This is a genomic window from Kitasatospora sp. NPDC058478 (assembly GCF_042720345.1).
GTDB lineage: Bacteria > Actinomycetota > Actinomycetes > Streptomycetales > Streptomycetaceae > Kitasatospora.
In genome coordinates, this window is sequence record NZ_JBHXML010000072.1 from 34,517 (window position 1) to 57,749 (window position 23,233).

General features: G+C 74.9%; 16 protein-coding genes. 12 read left to right on the forward strand and 4 right to left on the reverse strand.

Annotated features, from left to right (window positions below):
- Nucleotides 1-162: 162 nt before the first annotated feature.
- The gene (locus ACFWPT_RS32465) at nt 163-927 is read left to right on the forward strand and encodes a hypothetical protein (RefSeq protein WP_380486125.1); all 765 of its coding nucleotides are present in this window, start codon (nt 163-165) and stop codon (nt 925-927) included.
- Between the two features lie 51 nt (nt 928-978).
- Here ACFWPT_RS32465 and ACFWPT_RS32470 read toward each other — a convergent pair whose 3' ends face one another.
- Nucleotides 979-2,343, reverse strand: coding sequence for a nitrous oxide reductase family maturation protein NosD (locus tag ACFWPT_RS32470; protein ID WP_380486127.1), 1,365 nt, complete (start codon nt 2,341-2,343; stop codon nt 979-981).
- 31 nt (nt 2,344-2,374) lie between these two features.
- Between ACFWPT_RS32470 and ACFWPT_RS32475 the strand changes: the two genes are divergently transcribed.
- Complete coding sequence (locus tag ACFWPT_RS32475; RefSeq protein WP_380486129.1) at nt 2,375-3,583, forward strand: Dyp-type peroxidase; 1,209 nt, start codon at nt 2,375-2,377, stop codon at nt 3,581-3,583.
- 76 nt (nt 3,584-3,659) lie between these two features.
- Here the strand turns inward: ACFWPT_RS32475 and ACFWPT_RS32480 are convergent, their stop codons facing one another.
- Complete coding sequence (locus tag ACFWPT_RS32480) at nt 3,660-4,871, reverse strand: cytochrome P450 (protein ID WP_380486131.1); 1,212 nt, start codon at nt 4,869-4,871, stop codon at nt 3,660-3,662.
- A gap of 248 nt (nt 4,872-5,119) precedes the next feature.
- Nucleotides 5,120-5,455 carry a heavy-metal-associated domain-containing protein gene (locus ACFWPT_RS32485; RefSeq protein WP_380486133.1) on the reverse strand — a complete coding sequence of 112 codons (336 nt, stop codon included), beginning with the start codon at nt 5,453-5,455 and terminating at the stop codon, nt 5,120-5,122.
- Between the two features lie 252 nt (nt 5,456-5,707).
- Between ACFWPT_RS32485 and metF the strand changes: the two genes are divergently transcribed.
- The 3 genes from metF (at nt 5,708) to ACFWPT_RS32500 (ending at nt 10,405) form a co-directional block, all read left to right on the forward strand.
- Complete coding sequence (metF, locus tag ACFWPT_RS32490) at nt 5,708-6,649, forward strand: methylenetetrahydrofolate reductase [NAD(P)H] (protein WP_380486135.1); 942 nt, start codon at nt 5,708-5,710, stop codon at nt 6,647-6,649.
- Nucleotides 6,650-6,788: 139 nt separating this feature from the next.
- On the forward strand, nt 6,789-7,952 hold the full coding sequence (locus ACFWPT_RS32495) for a permease (protein ID WP_380486137.1): 1,164 nt from the start codon (nt 6,789-6,791) through the stop codon (nt 7,950-7,952).
- A 203-nt stretch (nt 7,953-8,155) separates the two neighbouring features.
- Nucleotides 8,156-10,405, forward strand: a complete 2,250-nt coding sequence (locus ACFWPT_RS32500) for a heavy metal translocating P-type ATPase (protein WP_380486140.1) — start codon at nt 8,156-8,158, stop codon at nt 10,403-10,405.
- Nucleotides 10,406-10,540: 135 nt separating this feature from the next.
- Here ACFWPT_RS32500 and ACFWPT_RS32505 read toward each other — a convergent pair whose 3' ends face one another.
- On the reverse strand, nt 10,541-12,331 hold the full coding sequence (locus ACFWPT_RS32505; RefSeq protein WP_380486142.1) for a serine/threonine protein kinase: 1,791 nt from the start codon (nt 12,329-12,331) through the stop codon (nt 10,541-10,543).
- Between the two features lie 242 nt (nt 12,332-12,573).
- Between ACFWPT_RS32505 and ACFWPT_RS32510 the strand changes: the two genes are divergently transcribed.
- From ACFWPT_RS32510 to ACFWPT_RS32540, 7 genes are all read left to right on the forward strand, one after another.
- Nucleotides 12,574-16,713, forward strand: coding sequence for a hypothetical protein (locus tag ACFWPT_RS32510; protein WP_380486144.1), 4,140 nt, complete (start codon nt 12,574-12,576; stop codon nt 16,711-16,713).
- 163 nt (nt 16,714-16,876) lie between these two features.
- A complete protein-coding gene (locus tag ACFWPT_RS32515; protein ID WP_063346590.1) occupies nt 16,877-17,302 on the forward strand; it encodes a hypothetical protein in 426 nt (141 codons plus the stop codon).
- Nucleotides 17,299-18,045: a nucleotide exchange factor GrpE gene (locus ACFWPT_RS32520; RefSeq protein WP_380486146.1), complete on the forward strand. Its 747-nt coding sequence runs from the start codon at nt 17,299-17,301 to the stop codon at nt 18,043-18,045. Before ACFWPT_RS32515 ends, ACFWPT_RS32520 begins: the two co-directional genes overlap by 4 nt.
- A 31-nt stretch (nt 18,046-18,076) precedes the next feature.
- Nucleotides 18,077-20,644, forward strand: coding sequence for an Hsp70 family protein (locus ACFWPT_RS32525; RefSeq protein WP_380486148.1), 2,568 nt, complete (start codon nt 18,077-18,079; stop codon nt 20,642-20,644).
- Nucleotides 20,641-21,066, forward strand: a complete 426-nt coding sequence (locus ACFWPT_RS32530; RefSeq protein ID WP_380486150.1) for a hypothetical protein — start codon at nt 20,641-20,643, stop codon at nt 21,064-21,066. Before ACFWPT_RS32525 ends, ACFWPT_RS32530 begins: the two co-directional genes overlap by 4 nt.
- 92 nt (nt 21,067-21,158) lie before the next feature.
- The gene (locus ACFWPT_RS32535) at nt 21,159-21,398 is read left to right on the forward strand and encodes a chaplin (RefSeq protein WP_380339720.1); all 240 of its coding nucleotides are present in this window, start codon (nt 21,159-21,161) and stop codon (nt 21,396-21,398) included.
- Nucleotides 21,399-21,536: 138 nt separating this feature from the next.
- Nucleotides 21,537-23,168 (forward strand): AMP-binding protein, encoded by a 1,632-nt coding sequence (locus ACFWPT_RS32540; protein WP_380486152.1) that lies wholly within the window; start codon nt 21,537-21,539, stop codon nt 23,166-23,168.
- The last annotated feature ends 65 nt before the right edge of the window (nt 23,169-23,233 follow it).

The following is a 23,233-nucleotide window of genomic DNA, read 5'->3' on the forward strand; positions in this document are numbered from 1 at the left end:
CGTTGGGCGGGGGGCGGGCCCCCTGTGGCACGGGGCGGGGGGGGGGGGGCCCGTGGCGACTGCCTCCCCCGGCGCCCCCCCGCCGCTCGTTCGCACGACAGTGACGACAAGTACGACGGTCACGACCAGTACGACGGTGCTGACCAGGAGGAGGGCTGCCAGATGGCCCGTAGGAAGATCGGGAAGAGGGCGCGGCTGGGCCTGCTCGTCGGGGTGGTCGGCGCGGTGGTGGTCGCCGGGGCCACGGCCCTCGGGGTGACGGCCTGGGGCGAACCGGAGGAACGGGCGGTGACCATGGACGAGGCGTCCCGGCTGGCGCTGTCCCGGCTGACGCTGTACCAGGCCAGCCCGGCGGCGGTGGCGCTCACCGCGGCGGAGGGCGGCGGCGTGCAGATCCGGGTGGAGGGGGTGGTGGACTACCGCACCCGCCGGGGGGTGGGCCGCTACCAGGTCTCCGGGGCCTCGGGCCAGCTCGACCACGGCCTGATCATCTGGGACGGCGACGGCCTCGGGCTGGCCCCGGAGCCGGCCGGCTCCGGCCCCGCCTGGGAGCAGGCCGAGCACGTCCCCCGCTCCGGCTGGTCGCCGCGCTCCTACACGGCGGACCCGCTGGACGCCGGGCTCGGCCTGCTGGTCCGCCTCGGCGCCGACCGGCCGGACAACCCGCTGCTGCTCGCCCAGTCCGGGGCGCGCCTGCTCGGCCGGGACCGCATCGACGGCCGCGACTACGACCGCTTCTCCGGCCCGCGCGCCCAGGGCGCGGCCCCGGACGGCGGGCCGTCGCCGCTCACCTACTGGGTCGACGGCGACGGCTCGCTGCGCCGGGTCACCATGCGGATGTCCGGCCTGGGCACCCCGACGACCGTCGACCTCACCGGGCGGCAGGACGGCGTGCGGATGCCGGAGGCGCCGTGGGCCGCGGGGTGAGGCCCCGGGGCCGTTAGGGCCGCCGGGGCTGCGGCTCACCGGGGCCCGGGCTCACCGGGGTTGCGGCACGGTGGCGGCGTCCGTGGGCAGGGCGTAGCGGTCCGGGTCGACGGGCCCCGGCAGGTCCGTCGCCGGCCGGCCCGGCGCCGACGGGTCGGGCAGGGAGGGCTGCGCGGCCGGGGCCTGCACCTGGTGGAACGGCACGCCGGGCGGCGCCATGACGGTGGCGGGCCGCCCGCCGGGGAGCGGGCCGCGGCCCTGCGCCCCGCACGCCGCCAGGCCCTCCAACTGGTCCGGGCTCTGGATGTCGGGCGTGTTGCCGGTGAAGCAGTTGCCGGGGTCGGTGGAGGCCAGCACGAGGTCGACGCCGTTGCCCGTGGCGCGGTTGCCCTCGACGCGGTTGCCGCTCGCCGGGTGTCCGGGCGGGTCGGTGACGATGACCCCGGCGGCGCGGTTCCCCTGGACGAGGTTGCGCAGCACCTGGTTCGCGGTGCCGCCGCCGATCCCGAGGCCGATGCCGAAGCCGCCGTCCGCCTGCTCCGGGGTGTCGGCGGCGTTGTTGTCGGTGATCACGTTTCCGGCGATCACCGCGCCGTGCTGCGGGGCGAGGGACTCCAGGTCGTTGGAGTTCACCGTCACGCCGACCCGGTTGCCGACCACCCGGTTGCCGAGGATGCTGAGCCCGTCGGAGGCGTTGGTCAGCTCGATGCCGACCGCGTTGCGCTCCACGGTGTTGCCGTGCACGAGGGTGTCGCAGGGCTTGCACTGGCCGACGTAGATCCCGGAGTCGGCCTGCCCGGAGGCGTAGGAGTCCTCGATCACGCCGCCGCGCGCGTCGAAGGCGTAGATGCCGTACAGGCCGTTGTCGTACGCCGTCACTCGGGAGGCCCGGAAGCCCTGGACGGGCGGGAAGCGGTTGGTGTCCAGCGGGTCGTACGCGGAGCCGCCGGCGCCGTGCCGTTGCAGGTGCTCGTCGGTGACGCCGGTGAACAGGACGCCGTTGGCGAGGTAGCCGTGCACGGTGAGGTTCTCCACCACCGAGCCGGCGCCGGTGACGGTGATGCCGTTGACGAGGCGCACCCCGCCGTTGAGGACGACGGTGTTGCGGTCCGTCCCGCGCAGGACGATGCGCGGCTTGGTGATCCGGACGCTCTCCGGGTACACGCCCGGGTGGACCAGCACGGTTTCGCCCTCGCGCGCGACGTCCACGGCCTGCTGCACGGTGGGGAAGTCCTCCGGGACCTGGATGACCGTACCGGCCGGATGGCGGGCCTCGTCGGAGGAGGAGCCCGATGCCGCGCAGCCGGCCAGCGCCAGGGTGGTGGCGAGCAGCGCCGCGGACAGCCGTCGCAGGGGCCTCGTGGCACGTGCAGGTGAGGGCCGCCGAGTGAAATGACGCATCATCAGGATTTGCATGAGAGGTGTTCTATCGTCTCCAATGTCGCCCATGCATGCCGAAACCGGAAAAGTGCGGAAACAGACGGAAGCCGCCGGACCCGGTGTCGAGCGGAGGGCGCTGCTCGCGGCCGGAGCGGTGCTCGCCGCCGGACTCGGCGCCGGCGTCCAGGCGTTGGCGCACGGCGGCCACGACGGCTCCGCGCAGCACCCGGCGGCCCCGCCGCCCGGCCCGGCGCCCCTCTTCCACGGCCCGCGCCAGGCCGGCGTGACCACACCGCCGCAACCCGCCACCCAGCTGCTGGCCTTCGACCTCGCACCCGCGACCACCGCCGGCGGCCGGGACGCCCTGCGCGGCCTGCTCGCGGACCTCACCCGGCTGCTGGCCGCCGCGACCGCCGGGACCTCACCGGACCTGCGGCTCCAGGACGCCGAACCGGCCCGGCTCACCAGCCTGGTGGGCGTCGGCCCCGACCTCGCCGCCCGGCTCGGCCTGAACGTCCCGGCCGCGCTCGCCGACCTGCCGGCCTTCGCCGGCGACCGCCTCGACCCGGCGCGCGGCGGCGGCGACGTCCTCCTCCAACTCTGCGGCGCCGACCGCTGGACGCTGACCGTCGTCGCCGAACTCGCCACCACCGCCGCCCGCGCCGCCGGGGCCACGCCCCGCTGGAGCCAGTCCGGCTTCCTGCCCGCCACCGCCCCGGGCAGCACCGCCCGCAACCTGTTCGGCTTCAAGGACGGCACCGCCAACCCCGACGAGCCGACCGCCCGGCAGTGGGTCTGGGGCCCGGCGGGCGCGCACGAGAACGGCACCGTCCTGGTCTACCGGCGGATCCGGATGGACGTCGCCGCTTTCGCGGCCCTCCCCGCGGACCGGCGCGACCTGGTCATCGGCCGCCGCGCGGGCGACGGCGCCCCGCTCACCGGCAGCGCCGAACACGACGAACCGGACGTCTACGCCAAGAACCCGGACGGCTCCTACGTCATCCCCGCCACCGCCCACGTCCGGCTCAGCAGCCCCCGCCTCGACGGCGGCGCACGCATGCTCCGCCGCGGCTACAGCTACGACGACGGCCCGGACGACCGCGGCCTGCTCTTCTGTGCCTTCATGCGCGACCCCGCCCAGTTCACCCGCGTCCAGACCCGCCTCGCCACCCGCGACGCCCTCAACCCGTTCGTCCAGCACCAGGCCTCCGCCGTCGCCTACGTCCTGCCCGGCGCCCCCGAGGGCGCCACGCTGGGCGAGCAGCTCTGGGGTTGAGGACGGTTTGCCCGCGACGGCCCGGGGGCCGACGCGGGCTGCGCGCTGCTCCCTGCGGGCGGCCCGGCGCCCCCGGCTACCAGGTGACCGGCAGCTGGGCGGGGCTGCGGGTGGTGGTGCCGAGCTGCCAGGTGAGCCGGTCGACGGGGGTGGTGAGGCGCAGGCCCGGGAGGGCGGTGGCGAGGCGGCGGAGGGATTCGCGCATTTCCAGGCGCATCCGCCAGGCGCCGAGGCAGTAGTGGGGGCCCGCGCTGAAGGCGAGGGTCGGGGCGGGCAGGGGGTGGTCGAGGCCGGCGTCGAGGCCGTCGGGGAAGACGGCGGCGTCGCGGTTGGCACTGCCGAGGCTGACGGCGAGGACGGCGCCGGCGGGGATGTGGACGCCGCCGAGGTCGACCGGTTCGGTGGCGCGCCGGGTGGTGGCCTCGTCGTCGCCGAGCGGGATGAAGTGCAGGAGGCGTTCGGTGACGCGTTCGGTGGTGTCGGGATCGGCGAGGCGGGGCCAGTCCTCGGGGCGTTCGCCGAGCAGGTAGACGAGGGCGTTGCCGAGGGCGCCGGTGACGCTCTCGTTGCCGCTGGCGGTGAGCCCGCAGACCAGGTAGACGAGTGATTCCTCGGGGACGCCGCCGTCCTGGTCGGCGGCCTGGACGAGGCGGCTGACCAGGTCCTCGCTGGGGTGGTGGCGCCGGCGGGCGATCAGCTCGCCGGTGTAGGCGGCGTATTCGGCGAGCGCCTCGGCCGGGTCCAGGGCGCCGTCGGCCGCGTCGCCGCCGTCGGCCGGGGTGCCGTCGGCGAGGATCGCCCTGGTCCAGCGGCGGAGCCGTTGCTCGTCGAGGTGGTCCGGGCCGTCGCCGTCGAGCCCCATCAGGCGGCTGGTGACGGCGAAGGGCACCGGCCGGGTGAAGGCGGTGACCAGGTCGGCGGGGGTGCCGCCGGCCGCGAGGGCGTCGACGGCCTGCTGGACGCCCTCCGCGACCCAGGGCTGCCAGCCGGCGATGGCGCGTGCGGTGAAGGCCCGTTGGACGGTGCTGCGCAGCCGGCGGTGTTCCGGCCCGTCCTGGTTGAACATCGAAGCCGGGTTGCTGGAGACGTCGGCGCCGCCGCCGGGGGTGCCGACGGTGGCCAGGTCGCCGCGGGTGAAGCGGGGGTCGGTGAGGGTCTGGCGGACGTCGTGGTAGCGGGTGACCAGCCAGGCGGGGGTGCCGTCGGGGAGGGTGGTGGGGTGGGGCGGCTGGGCGGGGGTGACGGGGAGTCGGTGCAACGGGGGGAGGGCGGGTGCGGCGGTGGACATGGGTCCCTTCGGGGTCGGCGGTCCGGCGCGGGATGAGAATCCAACTGTCGTATTTACGTGGATCGTTGGATTCCGCTGCTGCTTGTCCCGTTGGTCCCGATGGTAGCGATTTCACCTCCTCCGGTCAGGGTTTCACCGGGGCCTGTCCGGCGCGCATCCCGCCGGGCGCATCCCGCCGGGCATACCCCCACCCCGTAAGCCGAGCGCCCCCGACGGTCCTGCCGTCGGGGGCGTTCGGCCGGCGCGCCCTAGCCGTCGAGGCGGCCGACCAGCCCGTAGCCGGCCTCGTCTATGGCGGCGGCGACGGCCTCGTCGGCGAGCGGCAGGGTGCTGTCGACGGTGACCTTGCCGGTGGCGAGGTCCACGGCGACGTCGGTGATGCCGTCGATCTTCCGCAGTTCGGCGGTCACCGAGGTGACGCAGTGGCCGCAGGTCATGCCCTTGACCTGGAAGACGGCCCGCCCGGCCGTCCCGGTGGCGGGGGCCTCGGTGGCGCCGGTGCCGCAGGAGCCGCAGCAGGAGGCGGCGGTCTCGGTGGCGGTCCCGGTGGCGGGGGACTCGGCGGTGGCGGTGGTCTCGGACATGGGGGTGCTCCTGTCGTCAGTGCCCGGCGCCGGCCGCGGGTGCGGTCGGCCGCTTCGCCTGGAGAACGTACCATACCCCCCAGGGGTAACTGAGGGCGTCGCTCGCGATGGCCGTGAAACGGACTCGACCGATCGTCAACTGATCCTTGTGGCAATCTCGTTGCGCCCTTCCGGCAGGGTGGAAGCGGCCGCCCGCATCCCGGCGGCCGGCCCCGGCAGGCGGCCGACCCCCATCACCCGAGGTGACACCCCATGGACCACACCACCCGACCCGGAGCGCGCGGCCCGCGCGGACTGCGCGAGATCCTGGCGGCCGGCGAGCGGACGTACTCCTTCGAGTTCTTCCCCGCCAAGGACGACGCCGGTGAGCGCTCCCTGTGGGCCGCGATCCGGCGGGTGGAGGCGGTCGCGCCGACCTTCGTCTCCGTCACCTACGGCGCCGGCGGCTCCTCGCGCGACCGCACCATCGAGACCACCGAGCGGATCGCCGCCCAGACCACGCTGCGGCCGGTGGCCCACCTGACCGCCGTCGGTCACTCCACCGCCGAGCTCCAGGCCGTCCTGCGCCGCTACGCGGACGTCGGGATCCGCGACGTCCTCGCCCTGCGCGGCGACCCGCCCGGCAACCCGAACGGCGCCTGGGAGCCGCACCCCCGGGGCCTGCGGCACGCCGCCGAACTGGTCGAACTGGTCAAGGGCTGCGGCGCGTTCACGGTCGGGGTGGCGGCCTTCCCGGAGCGCCACCCGCGCTCGGCGAACTGGGCGGACGACATCCGGCACTTCGTCGCCAAGTGCCGGGCGGGCGCCGACTACGCCGTCACCCAGATGTTCTTCGACGTCGAGCACTACCTGCGGCTGCGCGACCGGCTCGCCGAGGCCGGCTGTGACACCCCGGTCATCCCGGAGATCATGCCGGCCACCGACGTCCGCCAGATCGCCCGCTTCGCCGAACTCAGCGGCGCCTCCTTCCCGGCGGGCCTGGCCGCACGGCTGGAGGCGGCTCGCGGCGACCGGCCGACCGCTCACCGCATCGGCGTCGACCACGCCACCCGGATGGCCGAGCGCCTGCTCCGCGAGGGTGCGCCCGGCCTGCACTTCATCACGCTGAACCGCTCCACCGCCGCCCTGGAGATCCACCGCAACCTCGGGCTGGACCGGGCGGCGCAGCCGTCGGCCCCGCTGGCGGCGGCCTGACGGAGGTCTGACAGGGGTCTGGCGGGGGTCTGGCGGGGGAGCGGCCGGGCCCCCGGCGAGGTGCGAGGGGTGATACCCGGTACGGGTATATGGTGCTCGGCGCTGGCGAACCCGGGGCACCAGGGAAGGCGGACCCACCATGCACGCGATCCTGCACGCGCTGTCCATCGCCGGATCGATGACCTGGGAGATCGCCTGGGCGCTGATCCTCGGCTTCCTGCTCTCCGCCGTCGTCCAGGCCGTCGTCCGCAAGTCCACCGTCGTCCGGCTGCTCGGCGACGACCGCCCCCGCACCCTCGGCGTCGCCGCCCTCCTCGGCGCGGCCTCCTCCTCCTGCTCGTACGCGGCCGTGGCCCTTGCCCGCTCGCTGTTCCGCAAGGGCGCGGACTTCACCGCCGCGATGGCCTTCGAGATCGCCTCGACCAACCTGGTCATCGAACTCGGCGTCATCCTGGCCCTGTTGCTCGGCTGGCAGTTCACGGCGGCCGAGTTCGTCGGCGGGCCGGTGATGATCCTCGTCCTCGCCCTGCTCTTCCGGCTGCTGCTGCGCGACCGGCTGCTGCGTGAGGCCCGCGCCCAGGCCGAACGCGGCCTGGCCGGCTCGATGGAGGGCCACGCGGCGATGGACATGTCCGTCGCGGGGGAGGGCTCCTTCGCCCGGCGGCTGCTGTCCCGGCAGGGCGTCACGGCCGTGTCGCACGTGTTCGTGATGGAGTGGGCGGCGATCCTCAAGGACCTCGTCCTCGGGCTGCTCATCGCCGGTGCCATCGCCGCCTGGGTGCCGGACTCCTTCTGGCAGGCGTTCTTCTTCGCCGACCACCCGCTCGCCGGCCGGCTGTGGGGCCCGCTGGTCGGCCCGCTGGTGGCGATGGCGTCCTTCGTCTGCTCGATCGGCAACGTGCCGCTCGCGGTGGTGCTGTGGAAGGGCGGGATCAGCTTCGGCGGGGTCGTCGCGTTCATCTTCGCGGACCTGCTGATCCTGCCGATCCTCAACATCTACCGGAAGTACTACGGGCGTCGGACGGCCCTGTTCCTGCTCGGCACCTTCTACGCGGCCATGGTGGTGGCCGGCTACACCGTCGAGTTCCTCTTCGGCGCGCTCGGCCTGGTCCCCGACCAGCGCGAGGCCGAGATCCCGATGGCGGGCATCGAGTGGAACTACACCACCTGGCTGAACATCGCCTTCCTGCTCCTCGCCGCCGCCCTGCTCGTCCGCTTCCTGCGTACCGGCGGCCGCGCCATGCTCCGGATGATGGGCGGCGAGCCCGCGGCCGGGGACGGGCACCGGCACGACCGGCACTGACGTCCGGCGGTGGATACCTCCCGGGGGTTTCGGGCGGGCGGATCGCCGACCCGGAAGATACCTGCTGGGGGTATCCGCTTGTTCTGGGTACCCCTAGGGGGTATAAAGGAACCCGACGCCGACCGATACCCCCCAAGGGTATGGAGGTCGGACCGGAGACGCTCAGCACGTTCCCGGAACGACGACTGTCACGAGGAGCAACGATGACCACCCAGGCACCCGCCTCCACGGAGGTGGAACTCTCGATCGGCGGCATGACCTGCGCCTCGTGCGCGGCCCGCATCGAGAAGAAGCTCAACCGGATGGACGGCGTCTCGGCGAGCGTCAACTACGCCACCGAGAAGGCGAAGGTCGCCTTCCCCGCGGGCGTCGACGTCGCCGACCTGATCGCCACCGTCGAGGCCACCGGCTACAGCGCCGCGCTGCCGAAGCCGCCGGCCGCCGAAGGCCCGACCGGGCAAGCCGGGCAGGCCGAGCCGGTCGACGAACTCGCGCCGCTGCGCCAGCGGCTGGTCACGGCCGTGGCGCTCGCGGTGCCGGTGATCGCGATGGCGATGGTGCCGGCCCTGCAGTTCGACAACTGGCAGTGGCTGTCGCTGGTGCTGGCCTCGCCGGTGGTCACCTACGCCGCTTGGCCGTTCCACCGCGCCGCCTGGACCAACCTCAAGCACGGCGCCGCGACCATGGACACCCTGGTCTCGCTCGGCACCGGCGCCGCGTTCCTCTGGTCCCTGTGGGCGCTGTTCCTCGGCGACGCCGGAATGCCGGGCATGCGGCACGGCTTCGAGCTGACCATCGCCCGCAGCGACGGCCCGTCGAACATCTACCTGGAGGCGGCGGCCGGCGTCACCGCCTTCATCCTGGCCGGCCGCTACTTCGAGGCCCGCTCCAAGCGCACCGCGGGCGCCGCGCTCAGGGCGCTGCTGGAACTGGGCGCCAAGGACGTCACCGTGCTGCGCGGCGGGGCCGAGGTCCGGATCCCGGTCGGCGGCCTGGCCGTGGGCGACCGGTTCGTGGTGCGGCCGGGCGAGAAGATCGCCACCGACGGCGTGGTGGTCGAGGGCGGATCGGCGGTGGACGCCTCGATGCTCACCGGCGAGTCCGTGCCGGTCGAGGTCGGCGCCGGCGACCAGGTCACCGGCGCCACCGTCAACGCGGGCGGCCGGCTGGTGGTCGAGGCCACCCGGATCGGCGCGGACACCCAGCTGTCCCGGATGGCCCGGCTGGTCGAGGACGCGCAGAACGGCAAGGCCGCCGCCCAGCGCCTCGCCGACCGGATCTCCGCCGTCTTCGTCCCGATCGTGATCGTCCTGGCGGTGGCCACCCTCGGCTACTGGCTGGGCACCGGCGAGGGCTGGACCGCCGCCTTCACGGCAGCGGTCGCGGTGCTGATCATCGCCTGCCCGTGCGCCCTGGGCCTGGCCACCCCGACCGCGCTGCTGGTCGGCACCGGCCGCGGCGCCCAACTGGGCGTCCTGATCAAGGGCCCGGAGGTGCTGGAGTCCACCCGCAAGGTCGACACCATCGTCCTGGACAAGACCGGCACCGTCACCACCGGCCGGATGACCCTGCTCGCCGTACACACCGCCGAGGGCGTCACCGAGGCCGAGGCGCTGCGCCTGGCCGGCGCCCTGGAGCACGCCTCCGAGCACCCGATCGCCCGGGCGATCGCCACCGCCGCCGCCGAGGCCGGTGAGCTGCCCGCGGTCGAGGGCTTCGAGAACGTGCCGGGCCTGGGTGTCCAGGGCGTGGTGGACGGCCACGCGGTGGTCGCCGGCCGGGAGGCGCTGCTGAACGACTGGTCGCAGTACCTGCCGGAGGGCCTGGCCGCGGCCAAGCGCGCCGCCGAGGCGGCCGGACGGACCGCGATCGCGGTGGGCTGGGACGGCGAGGCCCGGGCCGTCCTGGAGGTCGCGGACGCGGTCAGGCCGACCAGCGCCGAGGCGATCGCCCGGCTGCGCGGCCTGGGCCTGACCCCCTTGCTGCTGACCGGCGACAACCGGGCGGTCGCCGAGGCCGTCGCCGCCGAGGTCGGCATCGCCCCGGAACACGTCATCGCCGAGGTCATGCCGCAGGACAAGGTCGCCACCGTCAAGCGGCTCCAGGCCGAGGGCAAGGTCGTGGCGATGGTCGGCGACGGCGTCAACGACGCGGCCGCCCTCGCCCAGGCCGACCTGGGCCTGGCCATGGGCACCGGCACCGACGCCGCGATCGAGGCCGGCGACCTCACCCTGGTCCGCGGCGACCTGCTGGCGGCGGCCGACGCCATCCGGCTCTCCCGCAAGACCCTGGCCACCATCAAGAGCAACCTGTTCTGGGCCTTCGGCTACAACGTCGCCGCCCTTCCGCTGGCCGCCGCCGGGATGCTCAACCCGATGATCGCGGGGGCCGCGATGGCCTTCTCCTCGGTCTTCGTGGTCGGCAACAGCCTGCGACTGCGCCGCTTCCGCTGAGCCCGGCCGAACGCTGAACCGCCCACTCCACTGAGCCCGCCCACCCTGCTCGACCCGCCCGAGTCGCCGTGGCCCCGGAACCGCACCTGGTTCCGGGGCGCCGGCGCGTTCCGTTCAGCCCCGCGAAGCCCCGCTTCAGCCCTGCTCGGGCAGCGCCACCGCCTGCCACCGGTACGCCGCGTCCTCCTGCCAGCACTGCAACTCGCCCTCCACCACCGCGGCCAGGCACAGCCGCCAGTCCTCGCCCATCGCGAGCGCGACCCGGGTGGCCGGGCGCAGCGTCGGGCGCCACCAGCGCGGCCGCCGGGAGGCGCCGCCGGCCGGCAGCCGCAGCCGGACGCCGCCCGCGCCGGCCAGCGCCACCGTCGGGCCGCCCCGGTGGCCGGCCATCGCGACGCCGAGGGAGTGCTCGCCGTCGCCGATCTCGGGGGCCGGGCCGGCCGTGTCGAGGGTGTGCAGCTGGACGGAGCCGTCCGGGCGCAGCGTGGCGGCCTGCGGTCCGGCGGAGGTGCGGGCCAGCGCCCCGGCGCGCAGGGCGCCGGGCGGCCCCAGCGGGGCGGGGCGCTCGGCCGAGCCCGGTCGCCAGCTCAGCACCCGCTCCCGGTGCTCGACCAGGACCAGCCAGGACCCGGCCCGCTCCTCCAGGGCGGCGAGTACCCGGTCGGCCGGGCAGCCGGGCAGCTCCTGGCCGGTGAGGGTGAGGCCGGGCGCCCAGCGGTAGGAGCGCAGGGCGCCGCCGGCCGCCGTCCAGACCGTCATCTCCCCGGCGGAGTTGACCGCCCCGGCGAGCCCGCTGACGCCGCGCGCGGCCTCCCACCAGCCGGCCGAGGTGCCGACCCAGAGCGTCCCGCCGCGGTCCTCGGCGCAGACCACCAGTTCGCCCTGGTGTCCGGCCCAGCCGGCCAGCAACTCCCTGACCGGGCCGGGCCCCTGGCCGGCCGGCAGGCGCTGCCCGTGGTGTCCGGGGCCGGCCAGTGCGGTGCCGTCGGCGCCGCCGGTGACCAGCAGCGGCCGGCCGGCCCGGTCGGGCAGGACGGCCAGGCCCGCGGTGCGCGCCACCGGCCGGCGGGAACGCAGGAGTTCGCGGCCGCGGCCCACCCAGGGGCCGAGCGGGGAGGGGCGGCGGTCCGGTTCACGGGCGAGCGGTTCGCAGGCCCAGCGCGCCAGGTCCTCGCCGTAGCCGGCGGCGAGGAGTTCGGCGCGGGCCTGTTCGGCGGCGAGCCGGTGGTCGAGCCGGCCGTGGTCGGGCAGCAGCAGGGTGCGGGCGAGGGTGCCGACCGCGAACAGGTCCTTGGCGGTGGTGGGGAAGCCGCCGACCTGCTCGGCCTCCGGCGGGACGTGCCCGGGGGTGAACACCGCGACGGTGAGGGTGTGGTCGAGCGGGGCCAGGAAGGTCAGGTCGATCAGCTTGACCTGGTTCTGGGCGTCCACCAGGACGTTGGCGGGGGAGATGTCGCGGTGCACCCAGCGTTTGCGGTGCAGTTCGTCGACGATCCGGCAGAGCCGGGCCAGCACCTCGGCCACCGCCGCCGGGCCGCCGCGCTGGGTGCGGGCCCAGGTGTGCAGCGGCACGCCTTCGACCCAGGGGGAGATCTGGTAGCCGAGCAGCCCGGCGGAGGGCGCGGCGCCGGGCCGGTGCGGGGAGGGGCCGAGCAGGAAGCTGGGCACCACCAGGTCGTTCACGCCCAGGCGGTGGGCGTTGTGCGAGACGTCGTCCCAGCGGCCGAGCCAGCGCCGCACCTCGGAGGGGTCGCGCTCCAGCATGATCTTCGCGGCGACGAGTTCCTTGAGCCCGCTGTGGCCGGTCCGCACCGCCCGCCACACCTCGGCCTCGCCGCCCCGGTGGTGGAATTCCAGGAGTTCGTACTGCTCGGGGTCGAACTCCGGCCCGAACCGGAGCCCGGGCACCCAACGCGACTCGGACACGCATCCCCCGACTGGACCCTGTTGGCCTGTTCGCCCCGACCCGGCCTCGGGCCGGTTCCCGCGCGGTGGTTCTCACACCGCTTCCGCTGCGTCGCCCAGGATAGTGCTCAATTCTGTTCGTCTGTCCGGTGGAGGGCCTATTCTGATGGGCGCCCGATCAACATCGAAACGGCGTCAACTCATGATCACACACCTTGTGTTGATCATCGATCGGCGTATTTCCAAGCGCAGGGGGACGGTGCATGGTGCAGCTCGCGGTGCTGCTGCTCGTGGTGGCACTGGCCGGTGCGGCAGCCGTCGTACTGGCCCGCCGCCGACGGAGCCTGGACGCCCAGGCCGTGGCCAAGGCCCTGGCCACGGCCGCCGAACGGCTCGCCGCCGGCAAGGCCCCGCAGGCCCGGCGCCGCTACGCGCGCCTCGCCCAACGGCTCGCCGCCGGCCCCGAGGAACTGCGCCCGCAACGCGGCCTCGCCCTGCTCGGCCAGGCCGAGGCCACCGTCCCCACCGGCGACCAGCAGGCCACCCTGGCCCTGCACCGCGAGGCCTTCCCGCTGCTCGCCGACCCGGCCCGGCAGCTGCCCCGGTGGAGCCTGCACCGCCTCGCCGAGGAGCGGATATCCACCCCCGACGGCGACCTCGGGCCGCTGCTCGCCTTCCTCCAGGCCACCGCCGACGGCGCCGAACCCGGCGAGGAGGCCGCGGCCGCCGCCCGCGCCACGGACTGGCTCCAGCGGCTCTGCGGCGAGGGCTCCCCAGAGCAGCGCGAGCGCGCCACCACCCGGTCGCTGGCCGCACTGCCCGGCCGGGACTGGCCGGTCCTGGCCCGGGCCGCCCTGCTGCGCGGCACCGACCGCGCCGCCGAGGCCGAGACCCTGCTCGCCGCGGCCGCACCCGGCGGCAGCGGCGAACTCTGGTTCCGCTGGGGCGCCCAGCTGTTCACCCTGCACCGGGACGAACCCGCCGTCGCCGCCTTCGACGAGGCGCTGCGCCGCGGCCCCGGCGAGCCCTCCCCGTGGGGGCGCGGCCCGGCGCTGCGCACCGAGAGCCTGCTCTTCCGGGGCCTGGCCCGGCAGCGGCTCGGCGCCACCGACGCCGCCTGGTCCGACCTCGCGGCCGCCGCCACCGAGACCCCCGGCGACCCCCGCCCCCGCTACGCCCTCGGCCGACTCGCCCTGCTGCTCGGCGCCGACGAGCAGGCCCGGGACCAGTTCACCGCCGCCCTGACCGTCCAACCCTCCTTCGCCCCGGCCCGGTTCGGCCTCGCCCTGGTGCACGAGCGGGCCGCGCGCCCCGCCGAGGCGGCCGCCGACTACCGCACCGGCCTCGGCCTCGCCCCCGACTGGCGCCCCGCCCGGGTCCGGCTCGGCGCGGCCCTGCTCGCCGCCGGGCAGGCCGCCGAGGCCGCGCCCGTCCTCGGCGCCGAGGCCGACGTCGAACCGGACTCCCGCTGGGCCCGGATCGCCGCCTTCCACCACGGTCTGGCCCTCGCCCGCACCGACGACCCGGCCGGCGCCCTGGCCCGCTGGGAGCCGCTGCACGACGAGGACCTGCGCGAACGGCAGGCCCTGGCCCGTGACCGGCTCGCCCGCACCCGGCTGGCCGACGACCCGGTGGCCGCCCGGGAGCTCTGGCAGCAGGCCGCCGCCGACCACCCGGCCGCCCCCGGTTACCGGGCCGCGCTGCGCGAGGCCGCCCTGCGCGAGGCCGCGCACCTCCTGGTCACCGGCCGCGACCGGCCCGAACCGCGCGAGCGGGCCGTCGCCGCCCTCGACCTCGCCGACACCCTGCCCGGCTCCGTCACCCACCGGCAGGCCCGGCTGCGCGCCGCCCTCGCCCTGGCCGCAGGCTCCACCGAACCGCTGGGCACCCTGCTCGACGCCGCCACCGGGCCGCGCGACCGCTACCACCTGGCCGCCGCCGCCCTGCTGACCGGCCGTCCGGTCCAGACCATCGCCCTGCTCGCCCCGCTCGCCCCCGACCCGGCCGGCGACCCGGGCCTCGCCCGGCTGCGGGCGCTGCTCGCCGAACGGGCCGGCAACTGGGCCGCCGCACTGGACTGGTACCGCCACTTCCTGACCGCCGGCCAGGCCCCCGAACCGCCGCAGCCCCCGCCCGCGACGGCCGACTGCGCCGTCTGCCCCGCCCCCGCCACCGGCGTCTGCGCCGGCTGCGGCCGGGAGGCCTGCGCCGCCCACCTGCACCGCCCCGCCGACGCCGCCTCGCCACGCTGCGTACGCTGCACCGGCCCCGCGCTGCGCGCCGTCCTGGACTGCGCCCGCCGGGCCGGGGTGCCCGAGCAGGCCGAACCCGTCCTCGCCGCCTGGGCGCAGGCCCTCGGCGACAGCCCCGCCGCCGCGCCCGTACGGCTGGACCTCGCCCTGCTGCGGGCCGAACTCGGCCGACTGGACGAGGCGTTGGCCGACCTGCCGGCGGACGCCGACGCCGCGCGCGGCGCCGTCCTGATCCGCCGGGCCGGCGCCGCCCTCGACGCCGGCGAGCCCGGACGCGCGGCCGGCGACCTGCGCCAGGCCCTCACCCTCGCCCCGGGCCGGCCGCAGGCCGCCGCCGCGCTCGTCCTGCTCGCCGAGCACGAGGCCCACCAGCACGCCGTCGAGGGCCGCCACCGCGAGGCCTGGGACGGCTACCACGCCCTGCTGCTCAAGGACCCGGCCCACCCCCGGCTGCTGCACGCGCTCGGCCTGGCCGGCTATCGGCTCGCGGTCTCCCTCCAGGCGGGCCCGGAAATCTCGGAAACCTCGGAAGGCCCGGACGAGCGGATCTGGACCTGGACGCTCGGCTGCCTGGTCGCCGCCCTGCACCAGCCCGACCTGTGGGCGGAGTCCGCCCGGATCACCGGCCGCCCGGCCGAACCGCAGCGGATGTCCACCGCCCGCAGCGCGCTCACCGACCGCCTCCGCGAGGACCTGCGCGCCCTGGACCGGGCCGCCGGCCGCACCGGCGACGAGGTCACCGCCTGGACCCTGCGCCTCGGCATGGAGGCGCACAGCGCCGACGCCTTCGCCCAGGAGGACGTCCGGATCACCCTGCCCGGCCGCCCCGCCCGGCGCCTCGCCCTCGGCCCCGCGCTCGACCGGCTGCTCCGCCAGGAGCCCGAACTCGCCGCCTGGGCAGCCGGGTTCGACGAGGCCGTACGGGCCTGGCGGCGACCGGAAACCCCCGACGGGCACCCGCTGACCAGGGCCCTCGGCCTGTTCGGCGACCTCGGCCCGCAGCGCTACCTGCTCCTCCAGGGCCGCCAGGCAGCCGCCGTCGGCGCCCTGGACGCGGTGCCCGAGGCCGAACGCGGAACGGGCTGGCGGGACCTGCTCGGCGAGAGCCTGGTCAGCGAGGCCCGCGAGCACCACCGCAACCAGGACTGGCGCGAGGCCCTGGACTGCCTCACCCGCGCCCGGGCCGTGCCCGGCGCCGTCCTGCCCGCCGACGCGCCCGCGATCGCCGCCGAGTGCGGCGTCCGGGCCGCCCGCGCCCTGCTCAAGAGCAGCGACGACGACCAGGCGGGCGCCACCGAACTCCTGGAGAAGGCCCTCGCGCTGGCCCCCGACCACCCCGAGGTGCGCGGCGACCTCGGGGCCACCTACGCCCAGTGGGCCCGCAAGATCAACAACGAGGCCAAGGACTACCCCCGCGCCCTGGTCCTGCTGCGCAAGAGCATGGAACTCGCCCCCGGCGACCCGACCGCCGTCCACTTCCTGGAGGCCGCCCTCGGCAACCGGGCCGGCCAGCTCAGCCGCCCCGACGCCCCCGAAGCGGAACTGGAGGAGGCCGCCGACGCGTGGCGGGAGTTGATCACGCTCAACCCCGACCCGGACCACCGGCTCGGCCTCGCCTTCGTCCTGCGCCACCTCTCCCGCATCGCCGCCTTCGCGGACCACCGAGCCCTCGCCGTCGCCCGGATGTCGGAAGCCCTGCGCGCCGACCCGGAATGGGACGGCGACACCGAGGAGGAGGCCCCGCGCCGGGTCGCCGTGATGCTGGCCAACCACATGCTGGACAACCTCCAGGACAGCCCGTTCACCACCCAGGCCGCCATGCTCCAGAAGGCCAGGTCCTACGACGACTCGGCCGAGATCCGCCGCCTGATGGTCAGCGTCTGGCGCGGCGAGGCCATCGGCCACTACGAGGCCCACCGCTACCGCGACGCGATCCGGCTGCTGGAGGAGGCGCTCGCGCTGTCCCGCACCCCGGAGGACGTCGCCAAGCTGTACGTCGAACTCAGCGTCGTCTACAGCTCCTACGCCGTCGGCCAGGCCAACCTGCGCCAGTTCCGGGAGGCCCGCTCGCTGATCGGCAAGGCCGTCGAGTACAACCCGGACGACCGCGACCTGCGCGCCCTGCAACGGAGGATCGGCGCACTGCGCTGACGGCAACCGCGGAGCCGCCGCCGTCGTCGTAGCCCATACGTCCATCCCTGAGCCGCAGCCGCAGCCAATCCCGAGCCGCAGTCAATCCACGAGCCACAGCCAATCTCTGAGCCACAGCCAATCCCTGAGCAACCGTCAGCCGTGAGGAGAGAAGCCGCCCGCCATGCCACTGCACGAACCGTCGCCGTACGAGGTCCTGGGCGTTGCGCTCACGGCCGGCGTGCGCGAGATCAACCTCGCCGTCGGCCCGGCGATGAAGGCCGGCCGCTACACCCGTCAGCAGATCCAGGACGCCGCCGCCCTGCTGCGCAACCCCGACCGGCGGCTGGAGCTGGACCTCCAGCGCCCCCTGCCGCCGGAGCCGGTCGACCAGGCCGCCGACCTGCTGGCGCCCGCCCTCGCCGAACCGCTGCTGGTCGTCGAACGCCCGCCGCTGCCGCCCGCCGCCGCCCTCCTGGTGCTGCACCGGGCCGAGGCGGCGGCCGACTTCGCCGAACCCGCCCCCGGCGGCGCCGACCCCGAACCGCCCGTCCCCGCCCGCTACGCGGCCGACCTGTCCGTGCTGCCGCAGATCGAGGTACCCGAATGACCGAAACGCCGACCGCTCCCGCGCCCGACGGCCACCGGCCGCTGGACGTCCCGCAGCGCGCCCTGGAGGTCGACCTCGACCAGGCGTTCAGCCAACTGCTGTTCCGGGCCTCCCTCCTGCAGCGCCTGCGGGCCGAGGAGGCGCAGACCGCCCGGGCCACCCAGCGGGACCTGCTGGGCATCCTGGTCGAGGTGGACGACGCCCTCGCCGCGCTCGGCCTGGACCGGGAGCTGGTGCTGCTCGGACGCGGTACCGGGATCGAGGCCACCCGCCGGCGGCTGCTCGGCCGGCTCGCCAAGGCCGGGGTGCGCCCGATGCGGCTGGAGGGGCTGGCGGCGGACCCGGCGCTGACCGAGATCGTCGGCACCGAGCCGCGTCCCGGGGTGGCGCCGGAGACGGTCGTCCGGACGGTGGTCACCGGGTTCTTCTGGGAGGAGGAGGTGCTGCGCCGCGCCCAGGTCGTCGTCGCCGCGGTGCCCGAGCCCGCCCCGGTGGGGGAGCCGGTCCTCGCGGAGGACGTCGAGCGGGCCCTGGAGCCCGTACCGGAGGGGGCCGCGGCGCCGGACCTTGAGCCCACGGAAGCCGGGGGCGACGACACCGGGCCCACGGAGGCCGAGGGCGAGGACGGCGGCGCCGAACCCGCCGCCGCGCCGGTGGACCCCGCCGCCCGGGCCACGGCGGCCCCGCCCCGGGCCCGCCGGAAGGGAACGGCCGCGGGCGGCCGGCGCAAGCGAAAGAAGTAGCCAGGACCACGAGGGGCAAGAGGGGAACGACATGTACCGCACACTCGGCATCGACCTGGGCACCACCAACTCGGTGGTGGCCCACCTGCGCCGGGGCGAGCCGGAGATCATCTTCAACCGGCAGAACCAGGAGGCCACGCCCTCCGTGGTCGGCAGCGGCCGCAAGGGCGAACTGCTGGTCGGCTCCACGGCGCGCAGCCGGGTCGCCATCGACGGCGTCAACGTGATCCGCTCGGTCAAGCGCTTCATGGGCCGCAAGTTCAAGGACCCGCAGGTCCAGGCGGCCCTCAAGGAGGTCGACTACAAGGTCACGGCCGGCACCGACGGCGACGTCAACGTCTGGTTCAACGGCCGCTCCTACACCCCGATCGAGATCTCCGCGATCATCCTGCACCGCCTCAAGGAGGACGCCGAGCAGCGCTTCGGCGAGCCCTTCCACCGGGCTGTCATCACCGTCCCCGCGTACTTCGGCGAACGGCAGGTCGCCGCCACCCAGGAGGCGGGCCGGATGGCCGGCCTGCACGTGCTGCGGATCATCAACGAGCCGACCGCCGCCGCGCTCGCCTACGGGATCACCTCCGAGGCCGGCGACGAGGGCCGGACCGTCCTGGTCTACGACCTCGGCGGCGGCACCTTCGACATCTCCATCCTGCTGCTGGTGCCCGGCTCGGTCTCGGTGCTCGGCATCGAGGGCGACAACCTGCTCGGCGGCGACGACTTCGACCGGGCCATCACCACCGCACTGCTGGAGGACATCCGCGAGGAGTACGGCGCGGACTACCAGCCCGACCTGCGGGACCGTCCCAAGATCGCCTCCACGGCCGAGACCATCAAGATCGAGCTCTCCCACCAGGAGGCCTCCGAGGTGATCCTGCCCGGCCTCGGCGCCGGCCAGCTGGTGCTGGAGACGGAGTTCGAACGGGCCCGCTTCGAGGAGCTGATCGAGGCCCAGATCGAGCGCACCATCGAGCTGACCCACAAGGCCATCATGCAGGCCAACCTCACCGTCGGGGACATCGACGAGGTGGTGTTGGTCGGCGGCTCCACGGCGATCCCGCTGGTGGCCCGGCGGCTCGGCGAGGTCTTCGGGCCGCGCCGGATCCGGCGCGGCGTCAATCCGATGCAGTGCGTGGCGCTCGGCGCGGCCGTGCAGTCCGCGCTGGTCGGCGAGGTGGAGTGCCCCGAGTGCCGGGCCCCCGGCGACCTCTCCGCCTCCAACTGCGCCAACTGCGCCACCACGCTGCTCGGCGGGCCCCGGGTCTCCTGCGCCGGCTGCCACCTCCCGGTCGACGCCGAGGCCGCCGCCTGCCCCAAGTGCGGCCAGGAGCTGGGCGGTTCGGCCGCCGGTGCGGCCATCCCGGCGCAGTCCCAGGCGGCCACCGCCGTGCGCAGCGACAACTGCCCGCGCTGCGGCACCCCCGCCGCCCCCGGCGTCACCGCCTGCGAACTGTGCGGCGAGGCGCTCAACTCCGCCGCACCCGGGCAGACCAGGGTCGCCTCGACCGCCGCCGAGGACGTCGGCCTGCGCTGCGCCGCCTGCGGCGTGGTCAACCCGCCGGGCAGCGAGGCCTGCCAGGGCTGCGGCGAGCTGATGCAGGTCACCAACCCGTTCGACATCACCCCGAAGAACCTCGGTATCGAGCTCAACGACGGCCGACTGGCCGTCATCATCCCCAAGAACACCAGTTACCCGACCAGTTCGCCGGTCAGCCGCGAGTTCGTGGTCTCCGGCAGCGGCCGCCAGCGGCTGGAGATCGCGGTCTACGAGGGCGAGCACGAGATCGCCCAGCAGAACGAGCTGATCGGCCACCTGACCCTGCGGCTGCCCGCCGGGCTCGGCGGCCGCACCCCGGTGGAGGTGTCCTTCGGCCTCGACCGGGACCGCACCATCACCCTGTCGGTGCGGATCCAGGGCGGCGGCGAGAAGACCGTCAAGCTGGAGCGCGTCACCCTCGACCCCGAGCTCAAGGTCCAGGTCGAGGAGCAGCAGCGGCAGATCGAGACCTTCACCGACCGTTGGGGCGGCGAGCTCACCGAGGCCGAGATGCGCGAGGCGCAGCGCCTCATGGACAGCCTGGACGACCTGGCCGCCGGCCAGACCCGCGGCCAGTCGGTGGACGAGGCGCTGGAGCGGGCCCAGCGCCAGCTGAAGGCCCAGCGCTGGGTGCGCGGCTCGGAGGCGTACCTCAGCCTGTTCATCCACTACTGCGAGAAGCACCTCGACCCGAGCGACCTCGACCGGCTGCGCTCGGTGGCCGCCGACCTGCGGCTGCGCCGCGAGGCGGCCGACTGGGAGGGCGCCATGCGCGCCGCCCAGCGGGCCGACGAACTGTGCGACTCGCTCGGGCACACCTTCCGGATGCTCACCATGTGCAACGTCTACGTCAACCAGAACATGGTCTCGCCGGCGCTGGCCCAGCGGATCATGGCCGAGCTGCGCGGGCTGGACGAGGCGGTGGAGTCGGCCAACATGGAGGCCGCCAACCAGCACAGCTCGGCGCTGCTGGCGCTGTACGCGCAGGCGCAGCGGGAGCTGGGCAGCGAGCCGCTCGCGGAGTCGCTCGGTCCGGTCCGTCCGGAGGAGGCCGGTCCGCGATGAACTCCGACGTGACTCCGCCCGACGTGACTCCGTCCGAGGTGCCACCGTTCGAGGTGTACCCGTCCGAGGTGTCCCCGGCCGACGTGCACCCGATCGGCGGGCAGGTCGCCGAGGTTCCGCCGATCGAGGTGCGCTGCCCGCAGTGCACCGTCCCGGCGGACCCGCAGGGCCTGCGCTGTCCGTCCTGCCGGGAGGATCTCGGCGTGCTGTTCCGGCTGCGTTACGCCGCTCGGATCGACTACAACCGGGCGCTGGACGCGCTGGCGGCAGGTGACAGGGCGTTCGCGCTCGGACTGCTGCACCGCGCGGTGGCGGCCGAACCGGGGCTCGAACCGGCCCGGGACCTGCTGGAATGGGTGAGCGCGTCCGGGTCCGTGCGGCCGGTGCCGGGGGAGCGGGAGGGCGACACGCCCTCTGAGTGACCAATTCGGCCGTTCCCGGCCTGCCATCGAGTTCGATCGGTGCGAGTGTGTTCGTCACATGGATGTTCGCTGCCCTCACAAGGAGTGACGCAATGCGTATTCGTACCACCCTCGCCGCCACCGCACTCGCCGCTGTGGCCGTTCTGGCCGGTGCCGGCACCGCCTCCGCGGGCGACGCGACCGCGAACGGTGTCGCGTTCGGTTCCCCCGGTGTGCTCTCCGGCAACCAGATCCAGATCCCGATCAACCTCGAGGCCAACGTCTGCGGCAACTCGATCGGCATCATCAGCATCCTCAACCCGGCCTTCGGTAACACCTGCATCAACGGCTGACCCGACTGCTGGGGCCGTCCGTCGAACCCGACGGACGGCCCCAGCATCGTGTCCGCACCCCCGTTCGGGGGTGGTGGCGCGGGCGCGAGGCGGAGAGCATGGGGGCCGACCCGCACGCGCCCACCCAGGAGTCAGAACGTGCCGACCACGCCGACCCCGCGCAGCTACGCCTCCGGCACCTCGGACGTGCCGCTGCTCGGCGACACCATCGGGGAGAACCTCGACCGCGCGGTGCGCGCCTACCCCGCACGGGACGCCCTGGTCGACCGGGCCACCGCCCGCCGCTGGACGTACGCCGAACTCGCCGCCGACGTCGACGCGTTGGCCCTCGGCCTGCTCGACCTCGGCATTGCCAAGGGCGACCGGGTCGGCATCTGGGCGCCCAACTGCGCCGAGTGGACGCTCACCCAGTACGCCACCGCCAAGCTCGGCGCGATCCTGGTCACCATCAACCCGGCCTACCGCTCACACGAGTTGGAGTACGTGCTGAACCAGGCCGGGATCCGCCTGCTGGTCGCGGCCGAGCGCTTCAAGACCTCCGACTACGCCGGAATGATCGAGGAAGTACGGCCCCAGTGCCCGGAGTTGGAGCGGATGGTGCTGATCGGCAGCCCCGGCTGGGACACCCTGCTCGCCGCCGGGCGCCGCGCCGACCCCGGCCTTCTCGCGCAGCGGCAGCGGGAGTTGACGCCGGACGACCCGATCAACATCCAGTACACCTCCGGGACCACCGGCTTCCCCAAGGGTGCGACCCTGTCCCACCACAACATCCTCAACAACGGCTACTTCGTCGGCGAACTGCTCAACTACACCGAGCAGGACCGGATCTGCGTCCCGGTGCCGTTCTACCACTGCTTCGGCATGGTGATGGCGAACCTCGCGGCCATCTCCCACGGCGCCTGCACGGTGATCCCCGCGCCCTCCTTCGACCCGGGCGCCACCCTGGCCGCCGTCGCCGCCGAGCGCTGCACCTCGCTGTACGGGGTGCCCACCATGTTCATCGCCGAACTCGCCGACCCCGACTTCGCGCGCCACGACCTCACCAGCCTGCGCACCGGCATCATGGCGGGCTCCCCCTGCCCGGCCGAGGTGATGAAGGACGTCATCGGCCGGATGGGCATGGCCGAGGTCGCCATCTGCTACGGCATGACCGAGACCTCGCCCGTCTCCACCCAGACCCGCGCCGACGACACGGTCGACCGCCGGGTCTCCACCGTCGGCCGGGTCGGCCCGCACCTGGAGGTCAAGGTCATCGACCCGGCCACCGGCCGGACCGTCCCGCGCGGCGAGCCCGGTGAACTCTGCACCCGCGGCTACTCCGTCATGCTCGGCTACTGGGGCGAGACCGAGCGCACCGCCGAGGCCGTCGACGCCGCCCGCTGGATGCACACCGGCGACCTCGCCGTCATGGACCGGGACGGCTACCTCGCCATCACCGGCCGGATCAAGGACATGGTCATCCGCGGCGGCGAGAACCTCTACCCGCGCGAGATCGAGGAGTTCCTGTACACCCACCCCGACGTCCTCGACGTCCAGGTCGTCGGCGTGCCCGACGCCCGGTACGGCGAGGAGCTGATGGCGTGGATCCGCATGCGCGCGGGCGCCGAGCCGCTCACCGCCGACACCGTCCGCACCTACTGCGTCGGCCGGCTCGCCCACGTCAAGATCCCGCGGTACGTGCACGTGGTCGAGGAGTTCCCGATGACCGTCACCGGCAAGGTCCGCAAGGTCGAGATGCGCGCCGAGGCCGTGCGCCTGCTCGGCCTCTGACCTGGCCCGCTACCCGGTCCGGGCCCGTCCGCACACGCCGAACGGCCCCGGGCCGGCGGTTCTTC

What these genes read in the sequence shown, in the direction of transcription:
- ACFWPT_RS32465 (WP_380486125.1), top strand. Translation starts at nt 163, where the DNA reads ATGGCCCGTAGGAAGATCGGGAAGAGGGCGCGGCTGGGCCTGCTCGTC.
- ACFWPT_RS32470 (WP_380486127.1), bottom strand. Translation starts at nt 2,343, where the DNA reads ATGCAAATCCTGATGATGCGTCATTTCACTCGGCGGCCCTCACCTGCA.
- ACFWPT_RS32475 (WP_380486129.1), top strand. Translation starts at nt 2,375, where the DNA reads ATGCATGCCGAAACCGGAAAAGTGCGGAAACAGACGGAAGCCGCCGGA.
- ACFWPT_RS32480 (WP_380486131.1), bottom strand. Translation starts at nt 4,871, where the DNA reads ATGTCCACCGCCGCACCCGCCCTCCCCCCGTTGCACCGACTCCCCGTC.
- ACFWPT_RS32485 (WP_380486133.1), bottom strand. Translation starts at nt 5,455, where the DNA reads ATGTCCGAGACCACCGCCACCGCCGAGTCCCCCGCCACCGGGACCGCC.
- metF (WP_380486135.1), top strand. Translation starts at nt 5,708, where the DNA reads ATGGACCACACCACCCGACCCGGAGCGCGCGGCCCGCGCGGACTGCGC.
- ACFWPT_RS32495 (WP_380486137.1), top strand. Translation starts at nt 6,789, where the DNA reads ATGCACGCGATCCTGCACGCGCTGTCCATCGCCGGATCGATGACCTGG.
- ACFWPT_RS32500 (WP_380486140.1), top strand. Translation starts at nt 8,156, where the DNA reads ATGACCACCCAGGCACCCGCCTCCACGGAGGTGGAACTCTCGATCGGC.
- ACFWPT_RS32510 (WP_380486144.1), top strand. Translation starts at nt 12,574, where the DNA reads ATGGTGCAGCTCGCGGTGCTGCTGCTCGTGGTGGCACTGGCCGGTGCG.
- ACFWPT_RS32515 (WP_063346590.1), top strand. Translation starts at nt 16,877, where the DNA reads ATGCCACTGCACGAACCGTCGCCGTACGAGGTCCTGGGCGTTGCGCTC.
- ACFWPT_RS32520 (WP_380486146.1), top strand. Translation starts at nt 17,299, where the DNA reads ATGACCGAAACGCCGACCGCTCCCGCGCCCGACGGCCACCGGCCGCTG.
- ACFWPT_RS32525 (WP_380486148.1), top strand. Translation starts at nt 18,077, where the DNA reads ATGTACCGCACACTCGGCATCGACCTGGGCACCACCAACTCGGTGGTG.
- ACFWPT_RS32530 (WP_380486150.1), top strand. Translation starts at nt 20,641, where the DNA reads ATGAACTCCGACGTGACTCCGCCCGACGTGACTCCGTCCGAGGTGCCA.
- ACFWPT_RS32535 (WP_380339720.1), top strand. Translation starts at nt 21,159, where the DNA reads ATGCGTATTCGTACCACCCTCGCCGCCACCGCACTCGCCGCTGTGGCC.